Below are 18,444 nucleotides of genomic sequence, written 5' to 3' on the forward strand. Positions count from 1 at the left end.
GTCGCGCCGGGCCCTGGGCAGAGCGTCGCGCCGAGCACCGGCCAATCCGTCGGCCAGGGAGTCGCGCTGAGCCCTTGGCAGAGCGTTCAGCCGAGCCCCGGCCAATTCGCCGGGCAGGGCGTCGCGGTGGGCCAGAGCGTTGAGCCGAGCCCTGGGCAGGGCGTCGCGCCGAGCCCGGGCCAATTCGCCGGGCAGAGCGTCACTTCGGGCGTTGAGCCGTATCCCGCGGTTGGCGGGGGTGGGTCGGGGTCGGGGGCGCCGCCTGAGTGGCGGCCGCCGACCGGGGGTGAGGGGCAACCCGGGGTGGGCAGACATCGGGCGAAGATCGCGGTGGCCGGGGCTCTCGTGGCCACCGCGATCGTCACGGCCGGCATCACCGTCGGGATCGTGAAGGCCGGCGGGGACGACAGCAGCAGCTCGGCGGCCGGCGGTTTCGGCGGCGGTGGCGGGCAGGGCTTCCCCGGCGGCGGACAGGGCACGACGGGCGGCGGGCAGGGGACCACGGGCCGTGGTGGCGGGACGACTACGAGCGCGCTGCACGGTACGTACGTGGTGTCGGACGGTAACGGCGGTTATGTCACGCAGGATACGCAGACCGGCACGGTGTCGGCGGTCAGCTCGGACTCGATCACGGTCAAGAGCGAGGACGGCTACAGCAAGAGTTACACGATCGGCAGCGGCACCAGTGTCGACAACGGCCAGAGCAAGATCACGGACGTCGCCTCCGGGCACACCGTCCGGGTCGTCGCGACGACTTCGGGGGACACCTCGACGGCCACCACGATCACCGACTCGAACCTGGCGACCACCACCCAGCAGGGCGGCACCCAGGGCCAGCAGGGCGGCGGCCAGCAGGGCGGCGGCTTCGGCCAGGGCGGCGGCCCCGGCGGCGCGACCCAGGGCGGCACGACCCAGGGCGGCACGACCCAGGGCGGCACGACCCCGGGCGGCACGACCCCGGGCGGCACGACCCAGCAGGGCGGCACGAACCAGGGCGGGGCCACGACGACGCAGGGCGGGACCATTACCGGTACGTGACGATCGAGGATTGCCCTGAATAACGCAGGTCGCCGCCGTTGCGGTTGTCCCGCCACGATCACGCGTAATTAAATGGCCCGTCACGCCTTGGATTCTGTGGTTTTGACTTCCTCGGCGAGGCGGGCCTTTCGCTTGCGGATGTGGCGCATGTGGAAGAAGACGTAGGCGCCGATGGCGAGGATGACCGCGGCTATGGCGAACCATTTGTACTCGTGAGCGCGGTCGATGATCTCGACCAGGTGGGTGCCGAGGAGGTACGCGATGGTTGTCCACCAGCCCACCCAGAGGGCCGCGCCGATCGCGTTGTAGATGAGAAACGTGCGCCAGGGCATCGCGGTGATGCCGGCGATCACGCCGTTGAGCTGGCGCAGGCCGTCGATGAAACGGGCCACGACCACGATCCGGTTGCCGCGGCGGGCGAAGAACAACTCGGCCCGTTCCAGGCGTTCCGGGGTGATGAAAATGTATTTCCCGAAACGGTGTACCGCCTTGCGGCCGCCGCGAACGCCGATCCAGTAGCCGATGTTGTCGCCGAGCACGGCTGCGACGAAGGCGATGATTCCCACCGCCCAGATGTCCAGGCGTCCCCAGCTTGAGTAGATGGCCGCGGCCACCATGATCGTCTGGCCGGGAGCGGGCATCCCGAAACTCTCCACCAGGATGATGGCAGCGACGGCCAGGTAGCCCCATTTGTCGAGAATGGGGGCCACGCCGTGCAGGAAGCTCGGCAGGTCGGCGGAGGGCGGCATGGGCTCGGCAAGCTCCCGTCGTTGGCTCTGGGACCGGCGGCCCCGATCTCACACGGTATCCACCGGCCCGGGAAGCAAACCAAGGTGTGCCCCGACGATCCCTCGCCAGGGCACACCTTGTCCGGCTTCCGCCGGGTTAGCAACCGCAGTGCAACTAGTTCTGCGGGGGTACGTCGCCCGGTCCGCTACCCCAGGTCAGGCTGGGGGTGGTCGACAGGGTGTAACTGAGCTTTGCGCCCTTGGTGACCGCGTCTGCGGCGAGCCATCCCTTGGTGGTCGTTTTCCCGTTCACAGTCAAATTCTTTACGTAGATGGCCGTGTCGCCCGTGCGTGGTGCCTCGATCGTGAGGTCCTTGCCGGTCGCCAGGTGCACCACGGCCCGCGGGAAGAGCGGGCTGGTCAGGGCGAGTTCGGCGCGGGTCGGCACGGTCGGGTAGAGGCCGAGGGCGGAGAAGACGTACCAGGCGCTCATCGTGCCGGCGTCGTCGTTGCCGGGGATGCCGCCGGTGCCGTTGCTCCACTTCTGGTTGATGATCGCCCGGACCGTCTCCTGCGTCTTGTACGCGTTGCCGAAGTAGTTGTAGAGGTACGGCGTCTGGATGTCGGGCTCGTTGGTCGCGTCGAACTTCGTGCCGCTGGTGGCGCTGAGGTCGAACGTGCCGTCGGGCTTGCGGAAGAAGCTGTCCAGCCGCTCGATCGCCGTGGCGTTGCCGCCCATCTTCTGCGCCAGCGTGGTGACGTCGGAGTAGACCATCCAGGTGTACTGCGCGCTGCTGCCCTCGACGAAGCCGGTGCCGGTCGAGGGACTGAAGCCACCGGCCCAGGTGCCGTCGGCGTAGCGGTCGCGCATCCAGCCCTTGTGCAGGTCGCCGTCCGGCACCGGGGTCGCCACCGCCGGGTCGGCCAGCTCCAGCTCGCCGAGCTGCACGATCGGCTCGCCGCCGTTCGCCGTCACGGTCAGCCGGTAGTACGCGTACGGCTGCGGGTCGGCAATCGCGTACTCCTTGGTCTGCCCGCGCTGTTCGAAGGCCTGACCGGTCTGCGTGTCGAGCGTCGTCCACGTGGTGCCGTCCGCCGAGCCCTGCAGCGTCCAGTCCTTCGGGTCACGGCCGGGTACGTCGTTGGCGGACGTCAGCGCGTACCTGTCGACTGTCAGCGGTGCGTCCGTCTTGGCCTGCACCCAGCCGGTGGTGGCGAACGTGAGCCACTTGGTGCCCTTGTCGCCGTCGAACGCCTGGGTCTTGCCCTCGCCCGGGGGGTTCTCCGCGCTCGCCTGGATCTCGGTGATCCGCTCGCGGATGTTGTGCTCGAGGCCGGCGTCGATCTGCGCGTTCACGTCGAACACGTTGCGCCAGTTGTGCGAGCGGTTCAGGAAGTCGGCGTACTTGTCCTTGTCGCCGACGGCCTTGGCGAGCTGGGCGATGCCGTAGTCGGCCGCCGCGTCCTCCAGGGTCTCCGCGGCGCCGCCCCAGCAGTGGCAGTCGTCGGCGGGGACATAACCGAGCTGGAGGTACTTGTCGAGGGCGGGGCGCTGGCCCACGCACTCGACGTTGCAGCCCGCGTCGCTGGAGTCGTTCGCCGTCGGTACGGTCGCGGCCGTGACGAGGGAGTCGAACGCGCCCTGGACGTCGAATTCGTGGGCGCCGAACGCGTACATGCCCGCCACCGCGGCAGCGGCAGGGTCGCCGGACATCACCGCGGTCTTGCCGTGCTGCAGCAGCCAGCGGTCCCATTCACCGTCGCGCTGGGTGGCATAGTTGAACAGGCTCTGCGCGTAGTCCGCGGCCATCTTCGGGTCGAGCAGCGCGAGCAGCTGGACCTGAGCCCGATACACATCCCAGCCGGAGAACGTCCCGTATTGGGCCTTTTGTCCTGTGGATAACGTGTGGACAGCGTCGTCAGCGCCGTAATACCTGCCGTTCACGTCGCTGGTCAGCGTCGGTTCGAGCATCGAGTGGTAGAGCGCTGTGTAGAACGTCGTCTTCTGATCCTCGGTGCCACCGCCGATGCCGATCTTCTTCAGCCGGGCCGACCATGCTGAACGCGCGCCCGCCTGGATCGCGGCGAACGACAGTCGCTCGGGTGACTCCGCCGCGAGGTTCGCCGCCGCCCCGTCGAGGCTCACGTACGAGATCGCGACGCGCATGTTCACGTTCGTCGTGCCGGGTGCGAAGGTCACGTACCCGCCGGAGCCCTTGCCCGCGACCGGCCGGCCGGTGCTGCTGTAGCCGCTGCCGCCCTGCGCGTCCGTGCTGCCCGGCGTGAGAGCCGCGTCCTTCCACGTGCCAGTGGCCGCGAACGGCTGGTCGAGCTTCGCGGTGAAGTGCAGCGTGTAGTACGCGTGGGAGTTGTCCGTGCTCTGCGGCCCGCAGAAGTTGCCGGCGCTGACCGAGCCGGTGATCGTCTGCGTGGCCGGGTCGATGTGCACGCTCGCGTCCGTGCTGCCGGTCTCCGACATCGAGGTGCGGAACAGCAGGCTGGCGCTCTTGTCGGCGGGGAACGTGAACTTCCCGAAACCCGTCCGTGGGGTGGCGGTCAGCTCCGCGCCCGCGCCGCTGTCCAGCCCGACCCGGTAGTAGCCGGGCTTGGCGACCTCGTTGGCGTGCGAGAACGTGCTGGCGAAGACGGCATCGGTGGCGTCCGCGGTCGGCGAGCTGGTGATGTCGCCTACCTGCGGAAGGATCGGGATGTCGCCGTTGGCCCCCGAGCAGCCGACCCCGCTGAGATGGGTCAGGCTCAACCCGCGGATCCGGGTCGCCGTGTACTGGTACCCGCCGGGTGCCGGGGTCGAGATCTGGGTCCCGCGCGAGGTCTGCGGGCTCCACGCCAGCATGCCGAACGGCGTGACCGCCCCCGGGTAGGTGTTACCGAGGTTGGTACTGCCGATGAGCGGGTTCACGTAGGCCGCCGGGTCCGAGACCAGCGGCGGGAGGTCGGCGGCCCGGGCGGCCGCCCCGATCGGGACTGTCAGGGCCAAGCCCGCGAGGGCGGCGACGGTACGGCGTCCGAGCATGCGATTCCCCTACTGACATCGATGTCATGTCATGTCGAGGATCAGCCTCCATCCATACCTTCCTATGTGTCAATACGTGGCTGCTCCTTGGTCAGATGGAGGAGCCAGTTGGGCGGGTCCGTGCGGATCAGGGCAAACCGGCGGGATGCGTCCCGGCCGTGGAGGGTGAAGACGAACCGCTTCTCCGACCGGTCCACGAGCTCCCACCAGCCGATGTCGGCGATGAACTTGTGCTCGTCCGTGTAGGTCAAGTGATCCAGATCATGATCCGGGACGGCGACCGCCAGCCGGTTGTGCGCGGAGTCCGGTGGCAGGCCCTTGGGCAGCGCCCACGAGCGCAGCACACCCCCTTCTTCCAGGCGAAGATCGAAGTGCGGGCGGGGCTTGCGATGGTCGTGCAGGACGAACGACGGCCGATCGGTCATGGCTGCATTGAACTACTGCCCGGCGAGATCCGTAACGCCTTCTGGAGTGTCCCGGAGGAGGGCTACGTCTTGTCTGTTTCAGAAGCTCCGGCTTCGGCCTCGGAAGAGGCCACCGCGGCGGCTGCGCCTGAGAAGGTGCCCGGCCGCTTCAAGAAGATCGCAGGCCATGCCCTCACTGCCGCGGCCATACTGCTGATCTTCGCCGCACTGATCCTGCCCAACATCATCAGCCGCTTCGAGCGCCCGGGCACCTACGTCCGGCTGCCGATCGAGGGCTTCGTCGCCATCGGCCTGCTGCTGCTCATCCCCAGCTCCAAGTGGAAGCGGATCGCCGCCGGCGTGCTCGGCGCCGGACTGGGCCTGCTCACCATCGAGAAGATGCTGGACATGGGCTTCTACAAGTTCCTGGCCCGCCCGTTCGACCCGGTGCTCGACTGGGTGCTCTTCGACGACGCCGAGTCCTTCGTCAAGGACACCGCGGGCACCCCCGGCGTGGTCGGCGCGATCGCCGTCATCGCCCTGCTCGTGGTTCTGGTCCTCGGGCTGACCACACTGTCCGCGCTGCGGATCATCAAGGTCGCCGACCGGCATCGCCGGATCACGCTGAGCACGGCGGTGAGTGGCACAGCGCTCTGGACGGTGCTGCTGCTGATCGGCGTGACGACCTTCAACAACATCCCCCTGGCGGCGCAGAGCAGCTACGCGTACGCGTACGCCCGTGCCCACATGGTCAAGCGCGGCATCAACGACGAGCGCAACTTCGCCCGCGAGGTGCAGATCGACGCGTACGCGACCACCCCCGCCGACCAGCTCCTCACCTCGTTGCGGGGCAAGGACGTCCTGCTCACGTTTGTCGAGAGCTACGGCCGCTCCGCCATCGAGGACCCGGCGCTCAACTCCGGCACGGTGAAGGTGCTGGACGACGGCTCCGCGTCGCTGGCCAAGGCCGGATATGTCGCCAAGAGCGGCTGGCTGACCTCACCCACGGCAGGCGGCGGCAGCTGGCTGGCCCACTCCACGCTGCTCTCCGGGCTGTGGATCAACAACCAGCAGCGCTACCGCAACCTGACCTCCAGCGACCGGCTCACGCTCACGAGCCTGTTCAAGAAGGCCAACTTCGACACGATGAGCGTCATGCCGGGCGCCACCCGGGCGTTCCCGGAGGGCAACTTCTACGGCTACAACCGGGTGTACGACTCCCGCAACACCGGCTACGTCGGCCCCAACTTCGGCTGGGGTCCGCAGCCGGACCAGTACACGCTCGACTGGTTCCAGAAGAACGTGCACGGCCCGGCCCACTCGCCGCTGTTCGTGGAGATGCCGCTGGTCTCCAGCCACACTCCGTGGGCGCCGCTGCCGACGTTCATCGACTGGGACGACGTCGGCGACGGCTCGATCTACACCCAGCTGCAGAAGAGCGCCAAGCACGCGGGCGCGGTGTGGAAGGACCCAGCCAAGATCAAGCACGAGTACGGCCGCTCGGTCCAGTACACCCTGACCACGATCATCTCGTACCTGGAGAAGTTCGGCGACGACAACACCGTCATGGTCTTCCTCGGCGACCACCAGCCGGCCCCGATCGTCGTCGGCGACAACGCCAGCCACGACGTGCCGATCACGATCGTCGCGAAGGACAAGGCGGTCCTCGACAAGATCGCCGACTGGAACTGGACCGACGGCATCAAGCCCGCCACCAACGCCCCGGTCTGGCAGATGAGCGACTTCCGCGACAAGTTCCTCACGGCTTACGGCCCCAACGCCGACGTCAGCCGCGCCCTCTCGCCCCCGCGCTGAGCGACCTTCCCCCTGGCGGCCGTGACCGCCAGGGGCCCGGTCACATCTCCAGCACCACGCGGTAGCGGGCGTCCCCGCGCCGTACCCGCTCGATCGCGTCGTCGATCTTCGCCACCGGGTAGGTCTCGATCTCCGCGACGATGCCGTGCCGGGCCGCGAACTCCAGCATGAGCTGCACCTCGACCGGCGTACCGACCACGCCACCGACGACCCGCCGCTCACCCATCATCAGGTCGATGCCGCCGAACGACACGGGTGCGTGCGGCACCCCGACGAAGCACAGCGTGCCGCGGGGCCGGAGCGCTTTCACGTAGTCCCCCCACGGCAGATCCCCGGGCGCAGTCGACAGCACGAAGTCGAACGAGCTCGCCGTCAGGTCCTTGCCGGCGATGACCTCATGCGCCCCGAACCGCCGGGCGTCCTCAGCCTTGGCCGCCGTCGACGTGATCGCGGTGACGTGGCAGCCCCACGCGGCGAGAAACTTGATCGCCAGGTGTCCGAGCCCGCCGACGCCGACAACCGCGACCCGGTCCGTCGGGCGCACGCCGTTTCGCAACAACGGCGGGAACACCGTCGATCCGGCGCACAGCAACGGCGCCGCCGCGGCCGACGGCAGGGCTTCGGGGATCTGCTGAACGTGCCGCCAGTCGCTGGCCCGCACGTGACTGGCGAACGCACCACCATCGCCCCGGCCCACGAGGTCGTCCTTGTCCGGGCACAGGTTCTGCTGCCCGCTGAGACACCACTCGCAGGTCTCGCAGGACCCACCGATGGCACCGACCCCGACCCGCTGCCCGACCGCCACGAACCGCGGATCCACGTCCGCGCCGACCGCGGTGACCACCCCGATGGACTCGTGCCCGGCGACGAACGGGAAGCGCGTGATCCCATACAGATCGTCGATCAGGTTCACATCGGTCAGGCACACACCGCAGTGACTCACCGCGACCTCGACCTCGCGTGGCTTCAGCGGCGGCGCGTCACTCTCGAGGGCCTGCACCGCCGCGCCGGCCTTCTCGACCGTGTACTTCAGCATGGCTTGCCTCCAGTTCGTTACCGACTAGTTGGTAACTAACGTAGGGCGGCCCTGCCCAGAATGCAACCGACCGGTTGGTAACTTGGCATCATGAGAACCCGCGACGCCGACGGCACCCGCAAACGCATCCTCGCGGCGGCGACCGAGGATTTCGCCGAGCACGGCATCGCGGGAGCCCGGGTCGACCGCATCGCCGCACGCGCCGAGGTGGCCAAGGCCCAGATCTACGCCTACTACGGCGACAAGCTGGCCCTCTTCCGCGCGGTCTTCAACCAGAACGCCGCCGTGCTCGTCGAGGCCACCCCGTTCACCCCCGACGACCTCCCCGGGTACGCCGTAGGCCTCTACAACGGCACCATGGACCGCCCGGACCTGATCCGGCTGCTGACGTGGGCCCGCCTCGAAGGCGTCCCCCCGAACCTGGACGACGACGCCTGGCAGGAAAAACTCGACCAGGTCGCAGCGGCCCAGACGGCCGGCGTCGTAACCCCCGACATCAGCCCGGCGAACATCCTGGCCATGCTGGCAGGCGTCGCGCTGAGCTGGTCAGCCGTCGCCCCCATGGCCCTCCCACCCTCCGCCCACGACGAGCACCGCGCGGCCCTGCGTCTGGTCATCGAGCGCTCTTTCCACGCCTAGCCCGGGGATATCCCCCTTCCCCAGCCGTCCCGCCGTCAGTGGGGCTAGTTGAGGAAAAGTCGTATTCGCCACAAAAAACCTGCTTACGGTACGCGCGACTCCGACTCACCCTCAGCCCTGGGACAACCATGTCAACGTCAGCACGCCGCTCAATCCTGGCCGCCGCCGCGGCCCTGCTCACGGGAGCGGCCCTGCTGACCGCCCCTGCCACTCCAGCGCTCGCCGCGACGGGCGCCTTCCAGCTCAAGGTCGTAGCCGGCACCGGCACCAACGGATCGACGCTCGGAATGTCGGCGTTGACGACGCAGCTGAACAATCCGACCGACGTCGCGTTCGACCCGGCGGGCAACATGTACATCTCCGACGGCACCAACTGTCAGGTCAAGATGGTCGCCCCGGACGGCACCCTGAGCGTCAAGGCCGGCAGCGGAGTGTGTGATCCCGGTTTCCTTATCCCCATGCAGTCGGGACCGGCGGCCAGTTTCCAGTTCGGAGTGCTGTCCGGAATCGCGTACAACGCGGGCAACCTCTATGTGTCCGACGAGACGAGACGGGTCATCTACAAGATCGACCAGGCGAACAACGTGTCGATCTATGCGGGTTGGCAGAGCCTCATAGTTCCCGGGAGCACCCTGACCAACGGTCCTGCTCTCGGTCAGCGGTTAGGCGCACCGAGGCATCTCACCGTCGTCGGTAACGATCTGTACTTCGTGGCCGCCTCCACCTGGCAATTCGCCAAAATCGATCTCACGACGAACCAGCTGACGGTCGTCGCCGGCAACGGCGGCACGGGTGAGGCGACGGTTGGCGGGGCCGCTACCGGCACGACGTTTTTGCAGCCCGAAGGCATCACTGCCGACAGCGCCGGCAACACGTACGTCTCCGACGTCGACGTCAACAAGACATACAAGATCGATTCGAATGGCAACCTTGCGCTCCTGCAGGACGGGCTGTCGTACGAGGCGCTGGTCTTCGGTGCGGACGGCGAACTGTACGGCGCGGGCCCGGGGGGCTACTTCGACCGGATCAGTACCACTGTCGTTGGTCATGACTTTCTGGGCGGGACCGGGGAACTGTTGACGGCTGCCGTGGACGGTCCGCTCATGGGCAGTGACCTCGCCCTGCCGTACGGCCTCGACATCGGCACTGACGATGCCCTCTACCTCGTGCTGAAGAACAGTGGCCAGGTTGTCCGGCTGGCAACGGCAGTGCCCGCGAAGCCCGCTGCCCCGACCGTTACGGCCGGTGCGGGAACGGCGACGGTCACCTGGACCGCGCCGGCGGACAATGGCACTCCGGCGATCACGTCCTACACGGTGCAGGCATATTCGAACGGGGTCGCGGTCCCGGGTGCGGATTGCTCGTCGCTCCCGCTGGCCCTGCTCACGTGCGCCATCAGCGGGCTGGTCAACGGCACGGCGTACACGTTCGAGGTGACGGCGACCAACTCCGAGGGTGACAGTCTGCCGTCCGCCGGGTCGGCGGGCACTCCGGCCGACAAGCCGGATCCGCCCGCGGTGACAAGCCTCGTGCCGGGAGCGGCGAAGGTCACGGTGACGTGGTCTGCTCCGGCGACCAACGGCGCGGTGATCACGGACTACACGGTCCGGGCGTACGACCAGGACGATGCTTTGCTGAACCCGGCGAACGGCTGCACGGCGGCGAAGGTCCTCGGCGTGCCGGCTCTGCAGTGCGATGTCACGGGCCTGGCCAACGCCACCGAATACAAGTTCGACGTCACAGCCACCAACAGCGCCGGCACCAGCAACGCTTCCGTGTTGTCGTCGATGGCGATGCCTGTGGACGCTCCGGAGGCGCCGGCCGTGACCGCGGCGATTCCGGGCGCGGCGAAGGTGCTGGTGAAGTGGTCGATGCCGGTCGACAACGGTTCGTCGGTCACGGGGTACGACGTGCAGGCGTACGCCGGCGCGGTGCTCCAGGCAGGCAAGACCTGCTCGCTGACCGGGGTGACCAAGGCGACGTCCCTGGAGTGCGAGGTCACCGGGCTCACCAACGGCACGGAGTACACGTTCCAGGTCACCGCTACCAACGACGAAGGCACCGGCCCGGCAGGGACATCGCCCCCGGCCACCCCCGTCGACAAGCCGCAGGCACCGGTCCTGACGCTGGCGACCCGCGGTGCGGCCAAGGTGTCGGTGACGTGGACCCCGCCCGTGGACAACGGCGGTTCGATGATCACGTCGTACACGGTGCAGGCGTACGCGGCGGGTGTCGCCGTTCCCGGCAAGACGTGCACCACGAACTACATCCCGGGGTTCCCAGGCGTTCCCGCATCGCCGCCCATCATCATGCTGCCCATTCCCGCGACCCCGGCGACGCCTCCTGCCACGCAGTGTGACGTCACGGGCCTGACCAATGGCACGCCGTACACGTTCAAGGTCGTCGCGGCGAACGCGCAGGGCACCGGCCCCGCGTCCAACGAGTCTTCGGCCGCCACTCCGGCCGACAAGCCGGCCGCGCCGACCGTGACGTCGGCGGCGCCGGGAGCGGCGAAGGTCACGGTGACGTGGGACGCGCCGAATGACAACGGCTCGCCGATCACGGCGTACGAGGTGCAGGCGTACGACGGCGGTTCGCTCGTGAGCGGCAAGGTCTGCGCGCCGCTGGATCCGACTTTGCTGACCGGTCTGACGTGTGACGTCACGGGGCTGACCAACGGCACGACGTACACGTTCCGGGTGACCGCGAGCAACCTCGTCGGTCCGGGCGCGTTCGGGTTGTCCCAGCTGGTCATCCCGGCCGACAGGCCGCAGGCGCCGACGGTGGCGGAGGTGGTTCCGGGGCCGTCGGAGGTGACGGTGAAGTGGATCGCGCCGGTGGACTTCGGCGGTTCGGCGATCACCAGCTACAAGGTGCAGGCGTACGACGGCGTCACACCGCTGTCTGGTAGGACGTGCTCGCTGCTCGAGGTGGACGCGCTGACCGATCTGGAGTGCACGATCGAAAGCCTGTCCAACGGTACGGAGTACACGTTCACGGTCATCGCGACGAACGTGCTCGGTGACAGCGTGGACTCGTTGAGCTCGAGCGTCGCGATTCCGGTGGACAAGCCGCAGGCGCCGACGGTTACCGGAGCTGAGCCGGGTGCGGGGAAGGTGCTGGTGAAGTGGACGGCGCCGGTGGACTTCGGTGGTTCGGCGATCACCGGTTACAAGGTGCAGGCGTTCGACGGTGCCACTCCGGTATCCGGCGGGACCTGTGCGGCGACGGCGCCGACGCTGGAGTGTGAGGTCAGCGGTTTGACTAACGGGACGGCGTACACGTTTGAGGTCACCGCGACCAACGATGTCGGTGACAGTGTGAAGGCCGGGGTGTCGGCCGTGGCGGTTCCGGTGGACAAGCCGGACGCGCCGATGGTTACCGCGGTGGAGCCTGGTGCGGGGAAGGTGCTGGTGAAGTGGACGGCGCCGGTGGACTTCGGCGGTTCCGCGATCACGGGCTACAAGGTGCAGGCGTTCGACGGTGCCACTCCGGTATCCGGCGGGACCTGTGCGGCGACGGCGCCGACGCTGGAGTGTGAGGTCAGCGGTCTGACTAACGGGACGGCGTACACGTTTGAGGTCACCGCGACCAACGATGTCGGTGACAGTGTGAAGGCCGGGGTGTCGGCCGTGGCGGTTCCGGTGGACAAGCCGCAGGCGCCGACGGTTACCGCGGTGGAGCCTGGTGCGGGGAAGGTGCTGGTGAAGTGGACGGCGCCGGTGGACTTCGGTGGTTCGGCGATCACCGGGTACAAGGTGCAGGCGTACGCCGGCGTCACCGCCGTTCCCGGAGCGACGTGCGATGTGCCGGTCCTGCCGTTCGTTCCGGTGCTTCCCATACTGCTGCCCGTGCTGCTTCCGGCGGCCGGCCTGGAGTGCGCGATCGACGGCCTGACCAACGGGACGCCGTACACGTTCGAGGTCACCGCGACCAACGATGTCGGCGACAGCGTCAAGGCCGGTGTCTCGGCCGTGGCGATTCCGGTGGACAAGCCGCAGGCGCCCACGGTCACCGCGACGGTGCCGGGCGCCGGGAAGGTGCTGGTGAAGTGGACGGCGCCGGTGGACTTCGGCGGCTCGGTGATCACGGGCTACAAGGTGCAGGCGTACGACGGCGAGACCCCCGTGTCCGGTGGGACCTGTACGGCGACGGGGGCGGCGCTGGAGTGTGAGGTCACCGGTTTGTCCAACGGGACGCCGTACACGTTCGAGGTCACCGCGACCAACGACGTCGGCGACAGCCTCAAGACCGGTGTCTCGGAGGTGACGGTCCCGATCGACATCCCGGAGGCCCCGACCGTGACGGCAGTGGTCGCCGGGCCGGCCACGGTCACGGTGAAGTGGTCCGAGCCGGTGGTCGGCGGTGGTACCGCGATCACAGGATACGAGGCGCAGGCGTATGAGAACGGTTCGCCGACAGGCAAGATCTGCACGCTGACGAACCTCATCACGAATCCGGCCCTCGAGTGTGCTGTCACGGGCCTGACGAACGGCACCGCCTACACGTTCAAGGTCCGGGCGATGAACAAGGCCGGCGATGGTGCGCTGTCGGACCCGTCGGATCCGGCCACCCCGGTCGACAAGCCGAAGGCCCCGGCCGTGACCTCGGCGGCAGCGGGTACGAACTCGGCGTCGCTGACGTGGACCGCGCCGACGGACACGGGTGGTCGGCCGGTCACGTCGTACCAGGTGCAGGTGTACCAGGCGGGTGTGGCGGTCAACAACGCCACGTGTGCGATCTCGGCGCCGTTCGCGTCGCCGTTGACGTGCAGCGTGGCCGGGTTGACCAACGGCACCGCGTACACGTTGCGGGTTGTCGCCGCCAACTCGGTCGGGACCGGGCCGGAGTCCGCGGACTCGTCGCCCGTCACTCCCACGGTTCCCGTGCCGCCGGTGCCCAATGCGCCGGATGCTCCGGGTACGCCGACCGCGTCAGCAGGCGTTTCGTCGATCACGGTGTCGTGGCCGGCCGCGTCCGGGGTCGTCACCGGCTACACGGCGTACGCGTCGCCGGGCTCGGCCTCCTGCAGCACGTCCTCGGCCTCGGACCGGTCCTGTGTGATCGGGGCGATCGCGGGCACCAGCTACACGGTGACCGTTGTCGCGAGGGGCCCCGGCGGTGCGTCCGCCGCATCGGCGGCATCGAACGCGGTGACTCCGACGGCGCCGGTGGAGCCGACGACCGTACCCACGGATGTTCCCGTGACCCTGACCACCGACAAGGGTCAGTTGTCGATCGCGACGCCGGCCCAGACGATCACCGTGATCGGTACGGGCTTCGCGCCGTTCTCGACAGCGAAGGTGACGATCTACTCGGACCCGATCGTGCTGGGCACCGTCACCACCGACGCCAACGGTTCGTTCTCGGTGCCGGTGACGATTCCGGCGAGCCTGGAGGCGGGCAGTCATACGTTCCTCGCCTCGGGCGTGGACCCGCAGGGCCAGACGCGGCAGATGGCATTGCCGGTGACGGTGGCGCCCGCCAGTTCGGACAGTTCTGGTGCCAACGACGAGAACCAGACGACAACCCTGCCCGTGCCGAAGGGCGGTGGCATCACGCTGCTGGACAGCGACGGCAACCCGGCGAGCACCGTCACGGTCCCGAAGCAGGGAACGTACGCCGTGGACGCCACGACCGGCATCATCACGTTCGTCCCGGTGACCGGGTTCGTCGGTAAGGCCACGCCGGTCACGTACCGGATCACCGACTCGATCGGGACGATGATTACCGGTACCTACACCGCCGTGGTGACGGAGTTCAGTGCCCCGAACCCCGGCGGTCCGGAGCCGTCGACCGGCTCGGTGAAGGTGGTGGTGCCGAAGCTCGTCGTCACCAGCGGCCAGCCGAAGAGCGCCACCATGACGGCCACCGCGACGTTCACCGCGGCGGTCAAGGGCCGCAGCACCGTGAAGCTCTGGAGCACGGTCTCCGGCAAGCGGGTCGTCCTGGGCACCGGCACGATCAAGACGACCACCGCCGGCAAGCGCGTGGCGGTGCGGGTCGTGCTGAACCCGCTCGGCCGGGCCCTGACCGCGCGGCCCGGCGGCTACGTCGTCGCCGTCTCCATCACGACCGTGCCGGACTCGGGTAAGACGTTGCGGGCCAGCAGCCGGACCAACCTGGTGCTCAGCTCGTTCACGGCGCCGCGTGCGGTGTACTTCGCGACCGCCTCGGGTTCGGTCAGCAAGGCGCAGACCAAGTATCTGACGACCATGCGGGCCAAGCTGCACGGCGTCAAGTCGGTCACCTGCGTTGGGCACACCGATGACCGCGGCAACAAGGCGGCGTCCCTCGCGCTGGGTCGCAAGCGGGCCAAGGCGGTCTGCAGCGTCCTCGCGGCCAGGCTGCACTTCCGCACGGTGATCGTCACGAAGGGCGACGCCAACCCGTCGGCGACCAACAAGACGAAGGCGGGCATGGCCCGTAACCGTCGCGCCGACATCATCGTCAACTACCGATAGACCGCACAAGCATCAGACCAGGACTCGGTCGGGGAGAGCTCCCCGACCGAGTCTTGCTTGGATTTCGGCGAGGGGCAGACTGCGCACCGTACGCCGCAGACGTGCGATTCCCCGAAGGTCCTCGGTCGCCGTGGCCACGATGTCGACCTTGCTGTTCGGATCGTCGACCCAGTCGACCGGGACCTCGTGCGTACGCAGCCCCGCCTTCTCGGCCAGCACCAGCAACTCAGTGTCGAAGAACCAGCCGGTGTCCTGGACCAGGGGCAGCACCGCGCGCCCGACGTCGGAGCGGATGGCCTTGAAACCGCACTGGGCGTCGGTGAACCCGGCCGACAGCGTCGCACGCAGGATCAGGTTGTAACTGCGGGAGATGAATTCCCGCTTCGGTCCGCGCACCACGCGGGAGCCGCGGCGCAACCGGGAGCCGATGGCCAGGTCGGAGTGCCCGGAGACCAGGGGCGCGACGAGCGGGAGCAGCGCCGCCAGATCCGTGGAGAGGTCGACGTCCATGTAGGCGCAGACCAGGGCGTCCGACTGCAGCCACACCTGCTTGAGCGCCCGCCCGCGGCCCTTCTCCGCGAGGCGCACGACGGTGACCTCCGGCAGGTGGGTCGCCAGATGATGGGCCACCTGCGGGGTCATGTCGGTGCTCGCGTTGTCCGCGATGGTGATGCGGAAGGCGAAGGGCAGCACCTGGCGGCAGTAGTCGAGGAGCCGCAGGACGCTGTTCTCCAGGTCCTTCTCCTCGTTGTAGACGGGGATGACGACGTCGAGTGTGGTCATGCCCCTCACGATCGGCCCGGAGCCTGAGCCCGGTTTGTGCCCTCGCTATGGGTCGGCTATGAGCGCTGCTTCACCGGCCGAGCACGGTCCAGCTCTGTGGTGCCAGCTCGACCTTGTCGCCGCCCGGCCCCGGAACGACCGCCGGCTCATCCGCGGCGTTCAGAGCGACAACCAGGCTCGAATCACCGTCGTACGCCTCATAGACGAACTGCTGATTGGCCAGATGAACCGTACGGGTACGCGCCCGGTGCAGCCACGGGTTCCGCCGCCGCAGCCCGATCAGCTCCTGGTGCAGGCGATACAGCTTTTCACCGTACGGCGCCAGCCCCGCAGGCTCGTCCGGGAACTCGGGACGCACCGCGTCATCGCCGCCGGCGCGATCCTCCTTGACGCCGCGGAACCCCTGCTCGTCACCGGACCAGATGCTCGGCGTGCCCGCGGTGGTCAGCAGGAACGCGAGGGCGAGCGGGACATGGCGCTCGTCGGTGAGCCTGCTTGCGATCCGCGTGACGTCGTGGTTACCGACGAACGTCTGCGGCACGAACGTGTCGAGGAAACCGTTGTGCCGTTCCAGCGCCCAGCTCAGCTCGAAGAAGTTGCCGTCGTTCAGCGCGCTCCAGGTCGCCTTCCACAGCTCGTACTGCGTCACCGAATCCAGCGTCGACCGGGTGACAAAATCCGCGTAGTCGCCATGGATGACCTCGCCGAACGCGTACGACTCCGGGAATTCCGCCCGGACCCGGGGCAGCACCGTGGCCCAGAACTCGGCCGGGGTCGCATATGCCGCGTCGAGCCGCCACCCGTCGGCACCACGCCGCAGCCAGTGTTTCATCACATCGCTGACGTAATCGGCGACGGCCGGCTCGGCATGGTTCAGCGCGACGAGCGAGTCATGCCCCTCGAAGTTCGCCAGGGAACCGTCGGGCCCGCGCCGGACCCAGTTGTCCCGGCCCAGCGCGGCGTGCCCGCGGCCCACATGGTTGAAGACGCCATCGAGGATCACCCGCAGCCCCCGGCTCTTCGCGGCAGCGACGAGCTCATCGAACTCGTCGTCGCCACCCAGCCGCGGGTCGATCTGAAGATGGTCCACAGTGTCGTATCCGTGCGTCTCGGACGCGAAGATCGGGCCGAGCAACAGCCCCGACGCGCCCATCTCGATCGCATAGTCGAGCCAGGGGAGCAGTTTGCGCAGCCCACCGCCCGGATTATCGCTCCGGGGCGGATAGGCGCCGGCAAACCCGAGCGGGTAGATCTGCCACCACACGGCGTGCTGCACCCATCCGGCCTCGGTCATCCGGCAACTCTACGACCGGCCCTACTGCTTGGCAGCCTTCCGCGCCGCGTTCACAACCTTGGCCGCCGTCTTCCTCGCCTGGCCTGCGGTTGTCCTGGCGGCGGTTTTCTTGGTAGCAGCCGTCTTGGTAGCGGCCGTCTTGGTAGCGGACGACGAGGAGGTCGAGGACGAGGAAGGCGTGGTGGTGGACGGCGTGGTGGTGGAAGGCGCGGTGGTGCTGGCCGAGACCTTGGTGACGGTCTGGCCGGACGCGGTCCGGGTGCCGGAGACCTGGACGAACAGGCCGGTGGTGAGGTCGGCGAACGCGGCGGCCTTACCGTCGACGGTCACGGTGACGTCCGAACCCACGACGACCGCCGTGCCCGAGTCGGTGGAAGTGCTGCTGTCGTCACTCCTGCCGCGCGCCGGGCGGGTCACGGTGAGGGTGGCGGTGGCCGCGTCGATCGCGCTGATCGTCCCGCCGAGCCGGAAATCCCAGCTGGTCACGGCGGTGACCGTGGTGATCGTCTTGGTCTCGCTGCCCGACGAGCCCGAGCCGAACCGCACACGCGCGCCCACCGGTACGTCGCCCAGGGCCGCGGTCTTGCCGTCCACGGTCACAGCGGCGCCGCTCCCGATGGTCACGGTCTCTGTTGCCGCGGCGCCGTCCTTGCCACGCCGACTGACCGTGACGGTCGAAGCGCTCGCGTCAACCGCCGTCACCGTCCCCCCGCCACGCCCCTCACGCCCGCCACCCCGCGTGCCGCCGTCCCCGGACCCGCCGCCGCGAGTGCCGTGGTCACCCCGCCCCGCGTGATCCCCGTCCTTCGCCGACGACGAGCCGGGCGAAGCGGACGAACTGGTCGAGGGCGAGGACGAGCTGGTGGAAGGCGAGGACGAGCTGGTGGAGACGGCCGCGGTCGCGGGGGCGGCGAGGAGGCCGGCCAGTGCGATTCCGGCGACGGAGGCGAGGACGGCGGTGAGGTGACGCTGGCGCATGGGCGGGCTCCTGGGAGGTCGGAAGCGGTGAATCAACAGCTCCGACGATCCGGGGTGTGCCTGTGCGGAACCTAGTGATCGGGGTGCCATCCAGCTGCGTGCCGGGTGCAGCCCGGTTGCCACGCCGACGCCGGCCGAACACAAAGATGGCCGGCCCGAACCGGGCCGGCCATCTCAGATCAGGGCAGATGTCACATGTTCTCTGCGGCGAGCTGGGTGCGCAGCTTGGTC

At 68.6% G+C, this 18,444-nt stretch carries 10 protein-coding genes and 1 pseudogene; 4 read left to right on the forward strand and 7 right to left on the reverse strand.

All coding sequences use genetic code 11. The annotated features are described in order from the left end of the window. Positions 1-303: 303 nt before the first annotated feature. Positions 304-1,038, forward strand: coding sequence for a hypothetical protein (locus Aco04nite_RS45495; RefSeq protein WP_213003411.1), 735 nt, complete (start codon positions 304-306; stop codon positions 1,036-1,038). Between the two features lie 80 nt (positions 1,039-1,118). On the opposite strand, the gene Aco04nite_RS45500 is transcribed toward Aco04nite_RS45495, so the two are convergent. The 3 genes from Aco04nite_RS45500 to Aco04nite_RS45510 form a co-directional block, all read right to left on the reverse strand. Then, a complete protein-coding gene (locus Aco04nite_RS45500) occupies positions 1,119-1,787 on the reverse strand; it encodes a DedA family protein (RefSeq protein WP_213003412.1) in 669 nt (222 codons plus the stop codon). Between the two features lie 154 nt (positions 1,788-1,941). Next, positions 1,942-4,800 (reverse strand): GH92 family glycosyl hydrolase, encoded by a 2,859-nt coding sequence (locus Aco04nite_RS45505; RefSeq protein ID WP_213003413.1) that lies wholly within the window; start codon positions 4,798-4,800, stop codon positions 1,942-1,944. Between the two features lie 62 nt (positions 4,801-4,862). After that, positions 4,863-5,225 (reverse strand): DNA polymerase ligase N-terminal domain-containing protein, encoded by a 363-nt coding sequence (locus tag Aco04nite_RS45510; RefSeq protein ID WP_213003414.1) that lies wholly within the window; start codon positions 5,223-5,225, stop codon positions 4,863-4,865. A 69-nt stretch (positions 5,226-5,294) separates the two neighbouring features. Here Aco04nite_RS45510 and Aco04nite_RS45515 point away from each other — a divergent pair, with 69 nt between their 5' ends. Then, complete coding sequence (locus Aco04nite_RS45515; protein WP_244876777.1) at positions 5,295-7,019, forward strand: sulfatase-like hydrolase/transferase; 1,725 nt, start codon at positions 5,295-5,297, stop codon at positions 7,017-7,019. Positions 7,020-7,059: 40 nt separating this feature from the next. On the opposite strand, the gene Aco04nite_RS45520 is transcribed toward Aco04nite_RS45515, so the two are convergent. Next, positions 7,060-8,055 carry an NAD(P)-dependent alcohol dehydrogenase gene (locus Aco04nite_RS45520; protein ID WP_213003416.1) on the reverse strand — a complete coding sequence of 332 codons (996 nt, stop codon included), beginning with the start codon at positions 8,053-8,055 and terminating at the stop codon, positions 7,060-7,062. A 90-nt stretch (positions 8,056-8,145) separates the two neighbouring features. Here Aco04nite_RS45520 and Aco04nite_RS45525 point away from each other — a divergent pair, with 90 nt between their 5' ends. Both Aco04nite_RS45525 and Aco04nite_RS45530 read left to right on the forward strand, forming a co-directional pair. After that, a complete protein-coding gene (locus Aco04nite_RS45525) occupies positions 8,146-8,694 on the forward strand; it encodes a TetR/AcrR family transcriptional regulator (RefSeq protein WP_244876778.1) in 549 nt (182 codons plus the stop codon). Between the two features lie 128 nt (positions 8,695-8,822). Next, on the forward strand, positions 8,823-15,158 hold the full coding sequence (locus Aco04nite_RS45530; RefSeq protein ID WP_213003417.1) for a fibronectin type III domain-containing protein: 6,336 nt from the start codon (positions 8,823-8,825) through the stop codon (positions 15,156-15,158). Positions 15,159-15,173: 15 nt separating this feature from the next. On the opposite strand, the pseudogene Aco04nite_RS45535 reads toward Aco04nite_RS45530, so the two are convergent. From Aco04nite_RS45535 to Aco04nite_RS45545, 3 genes and pseudogenes are all read right to left on the reverse strand, one after another. Beyond that, positions 15,174-15,941: pseudogene (locus Aco04nite_RS45535) on the reverse strand (dolichyl-phosphate beta-glucosyltransferase); the annotation flags it as partial. 70 nt (positions 15,942-16,011) lie between these two features. Further along, a complete protein-coding gene (locus tag Aco04nite_RS45540; RefSeq protein ID WP_213003419.1) occupies positions 16,012-17,235 on the reverse strand; it encodes an alpha-amylase family protein in 1,224 nt (407 codons plus the stop codon). Positions 17,236-17,256: 21 nt separating this feature from the next. After that, positions 17,257-18,213, reverse strand: coding sequence for a hypothetical protein (locus Aco04nite_RS45545; RefSeq protein WP_213003420.1), 957 nt, complete (start codon positions 18,211-18,213; stop codon positions 17,257-17,259). Positions 18,214-18,444 lie beyond the last annotated feature (231 nt).

Source organism: Winogradskya consettensis (genome assembly GCF_018332715.1).
Lineage (GTDB): Bacteria > Actinomycetota > Actinomycetes > Mycobacteriales > Micromonosporaceae > Actinoplanes > Actinoplanes consettensis.

Excerpts from the sequence above, each read along its gene's own strand:
- Aco04nite_RS45500 (WP_213003412.1), bottom strand. The coding sequence starts at position 1,787 with ATGCCGCCCTCCGCCGACCTGCCGAGCTTCCTGCACGGCGTGGCCCCC.
- Aco04nite_RS45505 (WP_213003413.1), bottom strand. The coding sequence starts at position 4,800 with ATGCTCGGACGCCGTACCGTCGCCGCCCTCGCGGGCTTGGCCCTGACA.
- Aco04nite_RS45510 (WP_213003414.1), bottom strand. The coding sequence starts at position 5,225 with ATGACCGATCGGCCGTCGTTCGTCCTGCACGACCATCGCAAGCCCCGC.
- Aco04nite_RS45520 (WP_213003416.1), bottom strand. The coding sequence starts at position 8,055 with ATGCTGAAGTACACGGTCGAGAAGGCCGGCGCGGCGGTGCAGGCCCTC.
- Aco04nite_RS45525 (WP_244876778.1), top strand. The coding sequence starts at position 8,146 with ATGAGAACCCGCGACGCCGACGGCACCCGCAAACGCATCCTCGCGGCG.
- Aco04nite_RS45530 (WP_213003417.1), top strand. The coding sequence starts at position 8,823 with ATGTCAACGTCAGCACGCCGCTCAATCCTGGCCGCCGCCGCGGCCCTG.
- Aco04nite_RS45540 (WP_213003419.1), bottom strand. The coding sequence starts at position 17,235 with ATGACCGAGGCCGGATGGGTGCAGCACGCCGTGTGGTGGCAGATCTAC.
- Aco04nite_RS45545 (WP_213003420.1), bottom strand. The coding sequence starts at position 18,213 with ATGCGCCAGCGTCACCTCACCGCCGTCCTCGCCTCCGTCGCCGGAATC.